Annotated in this window: 14 protein-coding genes; all 14 read right to left on the bottom strand. The window is 49.6% G+C overall.

Features of this window, described 5'->3' with window-relative positions; translation table 11 throughout:
* Window positions 1-109 precede the first annotated feature (109 nt).
* Window positions 110-2,587, bottom strand: coding sequence for a VirB4 family type IV secretion/conjugal transfer ATPase (locus tag ACO6BQ_RS10130; RefSeq protein ID WP_489120753.1), 2,478 nt, complete (start codon window positions 2,585-2,587; stop codon window positions 110-112).
* Between the two features lie 14 nt (window positions 2,588-2,601).
* A complete protein-coding gene (locus ACO6BQ_RS10125) occupies window positions 2,602-2,865 on the bottom strand; it encodes a VirB3 family type IV secretion system protein (RefSeq protein WP_066845918.1) in 264 nt (87 codons plus the stop codon).
* Window position 2,866: 1 nt separating this feature from the next.
* Window positions 2,867-3,250 carry a TrbC/VirB2 family protein gene (locus ACO6BQ_RS10120; protein WP_489120752.1) on the bottom strand — a complete coding sequence of 128 codons (384 nt, stop codon included), beginning with the start codon at window positions 3,248-3,250 and terminating at the stop codon, window positions 2,867-2,869.
* 77 nt (window positions 3,251-3,327) lie between these two features.
* The gene (locus tag ACO6BQ_RS10115) at window positions 3,328-4,206 is read right to left on the bottom strand and encodes a hypothetical protein (RefSeq protein ID WP_489120751.1); all 879 of its coding nucleotides are present in this window, start codon (window positions 4,204-4,206) and stop codon (window positions 3,328-3,330) included.
* Between the two features lie 68 nt (window positions 4,207-4,274).
* Window positions 4,275-4,775 (bottom strand): hypothetical protein, encoded by a 501-nt coding sequence (locus ACO6BQ_RS10110; protein ID WP_489120749.1) that lies wholly within the window; start codon window positions 4,773-4,775, stop codon window positions 4,275-4,277.
* A gap of 35 nt (window positions 4,776-4,810) precedes the next feature.
* The gene (locus tag ACO6BQ_RS10105; protein WP_489120748.1) at window positions 4,811-5,782 is read right to left on the bottom strand and encodes an ATPase, T2SS/T4P/T4SS family; all 972 of its coding nucleotides are present in this window, start codon (window positions 5,780-5,782) and stop codon (window positions 4,811-4,813) included.
* Window positions 5,772-6,146 (bottom strand): hypothetical protein, encoded by a 375-nt coding sequence (locus tag ACO6BQ_RS10100; RefSeq protein WP_489120747.1) that lies wholly within the window; start codon window positions 6,144-6,146, stop codon window positions 5,772-5,774. Before ACO6BQ_RS10100 ends, ACO6BQ_RS10105 begins: the two co-directional genes overlap by 11 nt.
* Window positions 6,147-6,148: 2 nt before the next feature.
* Window positions 6,149-7,321: a type IV secretory system conjugative DNA transfer family protein gene (locus ACO6BQ_RS10095; RefSeq protein ID WP_489120746.1), complete on the bottom strand. Its 1,173-nt coding sequence runs from the start codon at window positions 7,319-7,321 to the stop codon at window positions 6,149-6,151.
* On the bottom strand, window positions 7,278-8,525 hold the full coding sequence (locus tag ACO6BQ_RS10090; RefSeq protein ID WP_489120745.1) for a type IV secretory system conjugative DNA transfer family protein: 1,248 nt from the start codon (window positions 8,523-8,525) through the stop codon (window positions 7,278-7,280). The genes ACO6BQ_RS10095 and ACO6BQ_RS10090 overlap by 44 nt, the downstream gene beginning before the upstream one ends.
* A complete protein-coding gene (locus ACO6BQ_RS10085) occupies window positions 8,518-8,808 on the bottom strand; it encodes a TrbI/VirB10 family protein (RefSeq protein ID WP_489120756.1) in 291 nt (96 codons plus the stop codon). The genes ACO6BQ_RS10090 and ACO6BQ_RS10085 overlap by 8 nt, the downstream gene beginning before the upstream one ends.
* A gap of 14 nt (window positions 8,809-8,822) precedes the next feature.
* Window positions 8,823-9,818, bottom strand: coding sequence for a TrbI/VirB10 family protein (locus tag ACO6BQ_RS10080; protein ID WP_489120755.1), 996 nt, complete (start codon window positions 9,816-9,818; stop codon window positions 8,823-8,825).
* Window positions 9,818-10,645 carry a TrbG/VirB9 family P-type conjugative transfer protein gene (locus ACO6BQ_RS10075; protein ID WP_489120744.1) on the bottom strand — a complete coding sequence of 276 codons (828 nt, stop codon included), beginning with the start codon at window positions 10,643-10,645 and terminating at the stop codon, window positions 9,818-9,820. Before ACO6BQ_RS10075 ends, ACO6BQ_RS10080 begins: the two co-directional genes overlap by 1 nt.
* A 12-nt stretch (window positions 10,646-10,657) precedes the next feature.
* On the bottom strand, window positions 10,658-11,362 hold the full coding sequence (locus tag ACO6BQ_RS10070) for a VirB8/TrbF family protein (protein WP_489120743.1): 705 nt from the start codon (window positions 11,360-11,362) through the stop codon (window positions 10,658-10,660).
* 138 nt (window positions 11,363-11,500) lie between these two features.
* The coding region (locus ACO6BQ_RS10065; RefSeq protein ID WP_489120742.1) for a hypothetical protein at window positions 11,501-11,797 on the bottom strand (297 nt) is incomplete at its 5' end.

The following is an 11,797-nucleotide window of genomic DNA, read 5'->3' as shown; positions in this document are numbered from 1 at the left end:
CACTCTGTGACCTGTTTTCGTGTGCCTTTATTTACCGGCTGTACTTTCAACCTTTCGCTCCTTCCTATGTCAAAGGTGTCCATAATGGACACCCTTGTCTTGGTGTTCATTATGAGCACCGTGCATAATTTTCCTTGTAATCGATCAACTCATCTTCGGCGTTTTTGTAAGTCAACCAATCTTCGATGAAAGAATCCTTGCTCATGGCTGCAAGAATCTGATCGATTGCTTGCTGGTCGTTCTTCGATGTAGCCGTGACGAACGGAATTTCAATCGGACGTAGGGCAAGCCGAAAAATCCGATTGCCCTTTTCGCTCGAATAGTAGTAATCCTGCTTCGGCGTCATATTGGCAATGATTTCCACCTGACGGTCGTTGCAGTTAAACATCGTATAGAGTTCCTTGCTCTGTTTCGTGCTTGCCTGTTTGTTCGGCAGATACACGCGGTTCGGGCAATTCTCCATAACGGTATGCAGGAGTTCCGGCTTATTCGCAAGGTCGGACAGATTCTGCGTTGCGAAGATAATGCTCGTATTCTTCTTACGCATATCCTTAAAGTATTCGCGCAGTTTTTCTTTGAAGATTGGGTTATCAAAGAAAAGCCAGCACTCATCCAGAACGATAATGGAAGGCCCTTTTGCACTGCGAATCTTAGATTCGATCCGATGAAACAGGTATTCCAGTGTTGCGGGGACGATGGAGGGCGTCGCCATAAGAGTTTCCATTTCGTATACCTGCCAAAACCCCGTCCCGGATACATCTTTGCTGTTGTCAAAGAGTTTTCCGTGACTTCCCTTCATCGTGAGAGCTTCCAAGGTTTGCCGAATCTCCTGATCCTGCACAAGTTCGCAGAAACTGGACAAGGTGCGCCGTTCGACCGGAAACTCTTGCAGGGACAGCAATGCCTTCCAGACAAAATTATCCTTTGCCGGCGTGATTTTGACATTGCGCTGTTCAAGATAGGCGATGATCCACTCTTTTGCCCATTTCGCTTCATGGTCATAGTGAATATCTGCGAGCGGCTGAAAAGACAACTCTCCCTCGTCTTCACTGGCAATGTTGTAAAAATTTCCTCCGACAGCAAGGGTAAGTGCGCGGCTGGATGCCGCCTTGTCAAAGATGAAGACGTTGCTGTTCGGATATTTGAGAAAATGCGCTTCAATAGTATTGAGGAAGACGGATTTTCCCGATCCAGACGGCCCCACAACCATTGTATGACCAACTTCCCCGACATGCAGGGAAAGCCGAAACGGCGTATAGCCTGATGTATCAGTGTAGAGTAATACCGGCCCCTTGAGATAGTCGTTCCGTTTGTCACCCGGCCACGTCGCCGTGACCGGGGCGAGGTGACAAAAATTTAGGCTGCTGATAATCGGACGGCGAATATTCGCCCGATAGCACCCGGGAATCGACCCCCACCATGCTTCCATGCTGTTGTCTGTTTCGATGTAGCCCGTATATCCGAGGGAGTTGATCGCCTCAAGAATACGGTTCGCCTTCTCATTGCACCGTTGTGCGTCCTTGTCAAAGACGACCATCGTCATTGTGTAATATCCGTAGCTTACATAATCCTGCCCAAGCTCCTGCAAGGCAACGCCCGCATCATCGCGGTTGAATGCTGCCGTCTCGTCAAGATCGTCTTCCAGATGTTCTTTTGTAAGTGCTTCACGCACCTGCGTCCAGAACGACTTGATTTGCTGATTCCACCGCTGCCGATAGTCCTTCAGTTCTTTTTGTGCGTCCATTTTGGACAGGCAGATGAAGCGTGATACCCAGCGATATTCCAGATCCATGCCGTCAAACACATCAAATACACCTGGTTCGGACATCGGCGGGAAATCAAGGATCGTGACAACTCTCATGTGATTGTCGCCCAGCTTCATTTCTCGGCCGCCCAGAACATCCGCATCACAGATATAATCCGTGATGTAATACTGCGGATTCACGCGGACACGATGATTCTTGTCTGATATGGTCGTATGCAGAAAGGTGACAACCTCTTCTGCCGAGAGCGGCCGCAGATCGGGAAACCACGATTTCAGCATATCGCCGATGAGATTGACGTTGGCAATAAACTTCTCAACGACTTCGACGTAGAGACGCATGTCCGCGCTTTTCCCTTCGCTCTTCGCATCGGCGATGAACGCATCCGTAAGCCTGGACTTAATCAGCTGCGGCGGTTCAAGATAGACGGTAAAGTAATAGCGCGTCTCGAAATGCGTCTGCTCCGCATAATATGCACGGCGATCATTTTCCATCTTTTGGATGATCGGAATATCAACCTCCGAGGCATCATACTCTGTGGAGAGTCTGCGCTGTGCTTCAAAATACAGAACATAGCCGGTCGGAAGCGTCTTGATGACGTTGTTCAGGGCGGCGTTGTAGTGAACGAGATCAAGAGCCGTGGCACTCTCCATATCCGGCCCCCGAAACTCATAGACGGCAAGCATGGAATGGTCTTTTCCATGCACAATACCTGTTTCAGAGTCCACGAATGCCCACGGCAGCAGGTATTGCAGCCGGGGTTTTTCGGCAAAAGCCCCGACTTCCTGCGAGAACGCCTTTTTCCTCTTTCCAAAACCGAACAAAATTCCCCCTCCTTCTACCGATAATAGAAGTTCTTATGCTGGCGCGAATGCCAAAAAACTTCATGGAATTGTGCGTCCTGCTGTCCAAGAAAACGAAAGATGTAATGCGCAATAGCGGCGATTATAATGACGGTAAACGTCTTGAAGATCAACCCACCGAGGACAGCGAATACAATTTCACCGATGAATAGATTGCGTGGAATCCCCATCCAATAGAGCGGTGCAACCAGAGATCGATGAATGGGAATCTCGTAGCCTTCCGGCAGATTTTTTTCCATCTCACAGCCCCATAATCGTAAGACCGCCCGCCGAATCCGAAATTGCATTGACGAAGTTTACGGCAAACAAGCAGATCGAAATAGCGAAGATGAGCAGGATGAATTTCTGCGTCCCGCCGCCGCTGTGTCCTGAAAAGAGCGCGATAGCAGCACCGACAATCCCCATGACGCCAAGCACCATAGGCAGCGGCCCCGTAAGGTTATCCGCGAGCGAGTTGAAAAATTTCATCCACGGCCATTGAATGTCAATAGTGCCCGCGCCCCCTTGCTTCAGCGCGGAAACACCAGATGCAAACGCCTTGCTACTCATCAAATACCAGCCCACGCCCGCACTGAAGGCTTTTGCCGCAATGGTTTTGCCCATGTTTTTCATAATGCTTTTCATTGATAGTTCCTCCCTTGAACTGAAACAGGTGTCCATAATGGACACATCCCTATATTTTCTTAAAGCGCATACGCACCTTATCGAAAACGACCTTTTTCATTGATTTTTTCCTTCTTCTTTGGATTGTAAGCAATCCTGCGCTTGACGGCTTTCCGACTCTTCTTTTCGATCGGAGAGTATGCAAGCACTTCCTGTCTGCGCTGATCCAAATGGATAATTGCCTTGTCGAAGACACCTGCAACACGCTGCACCGCAGCATCCACCGCCCGATCCGCTTTTTCCTTGATTGCGGCGCGAATTTGCCCGGGCGCGGCTTTGATGTCCTGATATACGCCGCTGACTACCTCGCGCGTATGTGCAAAGAGTTTTGCCTCACGCGCGGGGGATTCTTTTCTGGCTGCGGCACGCTCCTGTTCCAGTGCACGGAAGAATCTCATGCCGCTCAAGAAGCACGCTTCCATCTCTCTGTTGTTTTGTCCAGGAGACATAGAGCGCATTTCTTGAAGCTGTTTCTTCAATGCAGCAATCTCTTGTTGATACTTTTGTTCCCTCTGAACAAGCTGTTCCCGCTCTTTGCGGAAATAGTCACTGGCATTTCGGAAGGATTCAGAAGCCCGCACAGATGCCTCGCGTATAATCTCCTCCGGCTGCTTGTTGCGACGAGCCTTACCAACTTCCTGAAGGTTCTCTTTTATTGCTGCGTGTTTGGGGTCATAGCCCTCCCACGTCTGCGGCGATGCACCGTTTATGCGCTCTTCTGCGCGGAACTTACTCATTTCTGCCTGTAAAACGGTTGCCTCTTGCTGCACTTTTTCAAAACCATAATCCGGTTCATTGGGTGCCGGTTCCACATCCTTCATGCAGGATTGCAGGTCTTGATAGTAGGCTTCATCCAATGCACGGATTAAGTTTTCATCCAATTCCTCTTCCCATCCGGAATCTGCATGATCTTCCATTTCAGTGCCTCCTTCAAGGTGTCCATAATGGATACATCCCCTATATTTTCTTAAAGCGCATACGCACCTTATTGAAAACGACCTTTATCATTGCCTCTTCGATTGATTTTTGCCTTGCGGGCAATTCTGCGTTTAACGGCTTTTCTCAGCTGCCATTTTTGACGCTCCTGCCGCTGTTTTACGGGAAGAGGATGCTGCACGTCCGCCTGTTTAGCAAGCCGCGCCCGCTCACGTCGAAAAAATCTGCCGGCATTCCGAAGAGATGCCGCTGCATGGGCAGATTCGCCCCGAATCACACCTTCCGATTGCTTTGTGCGACGGCTGCTGCCAATTCGGTACAGGCTGTCTTGAATGGCGTTGTGCATTGACTTATATTCTGCCCATGCCTCCGGTGAAAGATCGTCAAGACCTTCCTCCGAACGAAATGCCCGCATTTCACTTAGAAGAGCATCTGCCGCCTGTCGAACTTCTTCAAAGCCACAATCCGATTCATTTTCACGCGGCTCTGCCTGTGTAATCCCATCCTCGATGTCTTGATAATAGCCATCGACCATATCATAGAATTCCATAGCGGTCTCCTTTTAGGTGTCCATAATGGACTCCTTTATACATGACGGATGTTATACTGCTGGCGCACCGGATCATAGGATTTTACTTCGATGATGTCGCTGACGATGCGGCTCTTCCGTCCGTCCGGCAGTTCAACGTGCTGGATCGCAACAACAACATCGATTGCCTCCCCGATGAGTTCCTTCACATCACCGGCTGCGCTGTCTTCCTGCGCAAGTGATTTGATACGGGTAAGCCCTTCTTCTGCGCCGTCGGCATGAACGGTACATGCACCGCCGGGATGACCGGTATTCCACGCTTTGAGCATGGTATAGGCAGCACCGTCGCGCACCTCTCCAACGATGATACGATCCGGCGAGCGGCGCATACAGTCTGCGAGAAGGCGAGTCATGTTGTAGCGAATTTTGCTGTCGCCGGTGTCCTGTTTCGTAAACATCGGGCTGTAGTCCTCGGCGGGACATTGCAGCTCCGGCAGGTCTTCCAATGAGATGAGCCGATGATACGGCGATATGGCAGCAATCGCCGCAAGGATTGCATTCAAGAAGGTTGTCTTTCCTGTTCCCGTTCCTCCGGCGACGAGGATGTTTTTACGCGCTTGAATGCTGTCTTCCAAAAAGTTCTTATACTTCTCAGACATAAAGCCGGTCTCCACATATTCTTGAAATGTAAAGATTTTCACGGCCTTTTTTCGGATGTTGAACTGTGGATGCCGCACGATGGGGGGGATCTCACCCTGAAAACGAGCACCATATCCTTGAATCTCCACCGATATGGACGGAATATCTTCATTGACGACTTTCCCTGCCTGTCCCGCTGGCAGTTCGATAATCGCCTGTGCTTTTCCGGGCGTCAGATATATTTCTGTTTTCACCTTCCCCTCAATGTGAGAGTTGTACCATATTTTCCCATCATCATTGATGTAAAGCTCTGTTATGTCGTCGCGCTGCATTAACTTTACAGTATCCACACCAAGCACTACATCAAAGTTCGGGTTTTCACTCGCCATTGCTCTCCTCACCGCCCTCGTCGCTCTCGGCTTCCGTCGTTTCCTCCTGCTGCACCGCAGCTTCTTCCATGAAATCGTCTAAGCCCACATCGGGATGATCCGCTTGAAAGCGCGTATAGCAGCTGATGTATTGATCCATCGCCTGACGATCGCCCGCATCAATACGCTCTTTGGCGTGGACAAGCGCACCGACCAAGATCGCCATGTTATGCACCGGAAAACCCGTTCTGCGGATAATCCGGCCAATGTCATTGGTCCGCTGCATCTCCATGTTGCGCTTCGTCTTCTTCATTTCCTGCTGAAGCGCCTCCTGCTTTCTGCGCAGGCTTTTCCAGCGTTTCTCCATCTGCTTTAATGACGCCATATTTACTCCTTTCTTGTTACCGTGTCGGCATCGGTGACGCCATTTTCAATCCATTGCGGGCGGAACGCCGGGTATTTCTTTTTTGCACCGCTTTTCTTTCCTTGTGCAAGCAGCGCATCGCGTTCAGGATATGGGTGACTGCGGATAATATCGCTTGCGGCGGGAGCATCGTAAAGCCGCGAAAGAAAATAGCCGCTCTCGTAATACTTTACCTTGTCCGTCAGGATCGGCGGACTGCCGCTTGCGACGATAATCTCCTGATCGCCAAGTCGTTTGATCTCATCGGCAGTCATAAGTGCCCGACCAGTCTGCGACTTTGAATAACTCTTCTTCGAGAGAAAACCGCTGTCCGAGACACTTTCCACTGTGATTGTCTTATTGCCAAGAAGTGATTCCGCATATTTTGCGGTGTCGTTGTCATTCGGGGCGTAAAAAATCTGCAAGTGACAGTTCATCAAAATCTGATTGTCCTTGCCGTATATATCATTGATCTGCGGCAATCCCTGATTGATGAGGAACACCTTCATGCCGTATCCGGCAATATAGGAGAGGGTAGAGGCAAAGGACTTCAGATTTCCCAGGGACGAAAATTCATCCATCAGGAACAGGCACTTATGCTTGTAAATTGTCTTCGCTTTGCCGCCCTCGTATGTACCGATTTTCTTTGCATGATGTTTGACCATCATTTCAAAGAAGAGCCGGAATATCAGTGCAAGGCGCAGCAGATCGGACGGCGGTGTCACCAGATAAAGCGATACAGGACGCTTGTAATTCATCAGGTCATCGACACAGAAGTCGCTGACGGACGTATTGCGTGCAAGCGTCGGATCAAGGTACTCCTTGAGGGCGGTATTCGCGGTGGAAACGATGCTGCCGCATTCATTGTCCGGCTTTGCGGCAATCTCGCGGAAGTTTTGACAGATAATCGGGTGCATATTGGGGGAATCGTCCAGCGTGGTAGCCAGCGGGTACATGTTTCGCATATCCTCTGGCGTATATCTGCGACTGACGTAACCGCCTTGCTCATGATCCCACTCACAAATTTCAATGCCATCGTCGGGGACATGCTCGAAATTCATCATGTCCTCAAGGGATTCCACGAATCCCTTGATCTCGAGTTTCTGCATTTTCTCAGCACCTTCGATAGGCATTGCCGTCCACATCAACCCATTCATAGACAGGATTCCCTTCATCATCGACCATCCCTACAGTATTGGACTTCATGAAGGATGCAACATCATAGAGTGTCGGCGGGTGCGGATAATGCTCAGGATCAGCAAAGTGCGCATATTTGAGATGCAGGATGACGGTCGTTATGACAACGGCCGCATTGCTTCCCCAATGATCGAGTTTCCCCTTTCCTTCATAGTCTGCCAGCGTGTAGGCAAGATTCTGCGCAGCCGACACTTCTTCCGGCGTGCCGATCGGAATCTCGTCAAGTGGATTCCAGCGTGCTGTACTCCCATCCGTCGCCGTTGGTTCAAATTTGATGACAGTATGCCCCATGCGCTTACGAAAACCCGCAGTAACACCCCAGTTTTCGGATTTGATGTCATTGACGATGACCGAGGACTTCCAACCACCAAGAAGCGTAGGGATAATGAGCCCGACGCCTTTGCCGCTGCGTGTGGGGGCAATGACGGCAAGATGTTTGTTGGAGTTGTCGCGCAGGTAGAAATGTGCAATTTTGGCATGAAATTTCACGATCCGCTTGTAGAGGGCTACGAACGGATAAACCGTGAATAGATCAGACTTCGGGTCATAGCTCTGTATGCGCTGCAATTCTTCTTCCAACACGGAACGCTGCTGCATCAGTTTCTTCTGACCTTCACTTGACACATCTTCATCTACAAGTCGCTGTGAAATATGCGTAATCTGATTCATCAGGGCGTCCTTCTTTTTATCTTGACGCCGTTCAAACCTCATTTCTGCATAGGCGACCTTTTCCTTTTGCAACGTATCTAACGTGCGCATAAGCCCCGTCACAGCACGGATGAACGAATTATCACGCTGTCCGACGACAACGCCGCCCGCGCTGATTAGCTCCATCTTCACAAGATCTTCGTATGCGCCCCAACGGGCACTGCCGTGGGAGTCGTCCTGCTTCTTTGGCAGTGTGAGCGCAAGGAGGACAAGAGCAATGACAAATGCTCCAAGGATATAGATGTTGGTTTCCTTGAATGCAAGCGGTATCTCGTCGTGGAACTGAAAATACCACCTCACATAATCCCACGGCATATAGTACTGTTTTCCCTGCAAGAGAAACGGCGTGCCGAGACGAGGATTATATGCAAGCAGTTCAGCGATTTTCTGCGTTGCCATCCACGCGCCGACCAGCAGCGTCATCAGGAAGATATAGACGCGCACAAAGTTATTCATTGCTGTACTCGTATGCGCCGATCGAAAGGTCTTGATTGATAAACACGCTGAACTGATAGCCGGGCGTAATCTCAATCGTGGGCTGTGCATCTACATCTTTGGCAATCAGCTGCTGCCCGGTGCGAAGAATCAACGCGACTGCACCTGATACCGCTTCTTCTCCGGGGCTGCGGGTATCCATGCCGGATGTATTGCCCGTCAGACTCTGCATCCCCGCTCCAAGCAGTGCCGTGATGAATCCCGCACGATAAATTGAGCCGCGATGATCGTCATATTTATCCACCAACCCGGGATAGCCTACGCCATCGATTGCCTGTTGATCCGGTAGAGTGAGTGACGGCCATTGGGCAGAATAATTCGCTGAAAAACAACGCCTATGCGTTTGCCCCCTGCAAGTGCCGTTTTTCCAATCAGGCGGCTGCCCTGTGGAATCAGCAAATATCGACCCGTCAGACTGTCATAAATATCCTGCCGCACTTGCGCCACAACATCCCCGTTCGGTACATTGCTTGTGACACCTGTAAGCAGCGTCGCCTGAATGACAGAACCAGCATTCAATACATAGCCGCCGCCTCCATTCTGCACAGGAGGAGAAGGGGGGGTATAGCTGATATTTTGTACGGTATTGGTACTGTTGACGGCTGCATTTCCGATTGGCTGGATAGCGGCAATCGGCGTGCCGTCTGCGATTGCTTTTGCAATCTGGAAAGCAAGTGCGCTGCCATCGATAAGGGCGCGTTCTTTTGCCGCCTGCTGCGCAGCTTTTTCAGCTGCCTGTGTACGACTTGCCGCATCGGGGTCAATCGTCTGCATAACCGGTGCAGAAGGTGTTGCCCCTGCTGGCACGGTTTCCACGCGCACAGGAGTCGACTGCGGTGTAGTATCAAGCTGCGGATTCCTCATATCGCTTCCTGCTGCATGATTGTGTCCGTTCGTCTGCTGTTTTCCTTGTATTTGTGCAATCTCGGAATACTTGGCGGGGAAGGCATCGGCAGGAGTTCCTGCGGTCACGGCTCCCGTTGGACCCGTTTGCTGCTGTGCGTTTCTTTCACCTTCGCTGCTGCCGCTAAACAGTGCGTTGCTCGCTACAGATGCAGCGGCAAAAATAGCCACTGCTCCTACGCCCACCATGATGAGCTTTTTCTTCACGGTTTTGGCGCGTTCTGTCGGGTCTGTATCATCATACGAAACGTCGCCGGAGGAGTACCCATCTTCTTCCATAAAATCCTCTTCATTGGAATCGGAGTCTCTATGAAAGAGCTTCTGCTTGATCTTCTGAACATCGAACCCCATCACTTGTGTTTCACCGCCTTATCCTCTTTTGCCGGATCGTCTTTTTTTGGCAATATATCAACGTATTCGCGATCTGAATATTTGAGCCGCGCGTGATCAAATACACGATCCGCAATGATATACCCATGACGGACACGATAATTCACAAGGGTCAGCTTCCCCTTGTTCTTATCTTCTACCCGATACAGGACAGGCAGATCATACTTGTTGCCCTTGCCCAATTTGATGTACGTCCGTGTTCCATCATCGAAAACTTCGAGAGGAAACAGACCTTCATCCGCACGCTTGCTGCCCTTAAACTCATAATCACGATGCAGAGCCTTATAGACGCTTCGTCCATCAACTTGCTCCGTGAATATTTCGTTGAATACTTCCTGCTCCGGTGTCACCTCTACGGAGGGGTATACGTTTTCAGGGTAGTTCCAGCATATAATCGGCGTATAGTCCTCTCGCTCCGACAATAAAAGATGATACGCGCGGCTTTGTGTGTAGATGACAAAATTTGTTGTCACGCCGTCCACAATAGGCTTGATGAAAACGTGCGGCGTGCTTCCGATCACCGCCGTTTCAATCATCCAGCGTGCGGTATCTCCCGCGATAACGCCCCTGATCTCTTCTCCCGCTTTGAGCGTAATGTCTACGACATATCCCTTGCGTGCAAAAACCTCATACACGCCATCGTAGTTATATATATACTCTAAGCGTGATTCCGTATGCCATGCCTCAGCAGTCGTATGTATGGAGGCAGATGCCGTTAGGGGCATGGCTGCGAAAGAGGCTGCACCCACGATCAAAAAGGCATTTTTTACCTTACGCCTCAGTTTCACAATGTCACCCCCTTATTTCCTTTCTTCCATCTCTTTCGTGATTGTCAAATCCTTAATCTTGAGTCCGAGCGAATTGATAAGCAGCTCTTCCTCTTTCTTTGGCGGATCAAGCACAACCGAAAGCAGTGCTGTATAGCTTGTTTTCACACCTGTGGCATTCCCGCTCAGTGCAAATTCATCTTCTACCCAGCGTACCTGATACGTTGACGGTGATCCCGGCTGCGCCTGAATGGATCGGATTGTCGGCTGTATTGTTGCTCTGCCAAACTTCGACGCAGGATTATCCGTCTGCAATATGGCGTTTAATTTGTTCGCCGCTTCCTGCGTCAAAAAATGTTGTGCGTGTGCCCAGTTCGTCTTATACTGCACCGGATCAAGCGATACCGTCCTTGTATCTCGAATGAACTGTACGAGAAACGCACGCACCTCTGCTTCCTGCGGATTGTAATTCGTCGCTTTCAGCTCGCCTCCAGCTTCCACCTGTCCCGTTGCGTTATCCACACGAACGACATAGGTCTTAAAGTTCGCTGTTGTCACGACAAAAACCATAGCAACAACACATAGGGCAAGCAGTGCCATATAGAGAAGATTTCTCTTTTTGGCAACGTCTTTATCCAATGCAAGATTGTATAAATCCGTCTGGAAGCGTTTTGCGGCATCGCGATCAAATACATCCGTCGCTTTGCCTTTTGGATAAAATCTTTCCTGTTGTTCCATACGTTCTATCACCTCCTTTTTGTGAATTTTATCATATATAAGGTTTTATGTAAACAGATAAACGGTTAATTATAGATATTTCGTTTAGTATTCAATTATTGTCTATAGTTTTAAATACAAGAAAAAAATAAAGTTGCTTTAGGATAGATATTGCCTTAAAAGAGGTAATATGATATTATGCCGATAACAGAAAAAGGAATGGCCGATAACAGAAAAAGGAATGGCCGATAACAGAAAAAGGAATGGCCGATAACAGAAAAAGGAATGCGCATTTACAGAAATCTCTTTGAGATTTCCATGCGCCACCCTCCGGCTGGACCGGTGCGCCTCCGGCGCAATGCGGCGTCGCCGCATCTCATCATGCTTCAGAAAGCATGATGAGGGGGCTGTTGCACGAAACCAACGTGCAGCAGCCTCAATTTTGTGCAAAAAACA

The sequence above is a fragment of the Centipeda sp. (in: firmicutes) genome, assembly GCF_057271695.1.
This window is presented reverse-complemented; position numbering and strand designations above follow the sequence as displayed.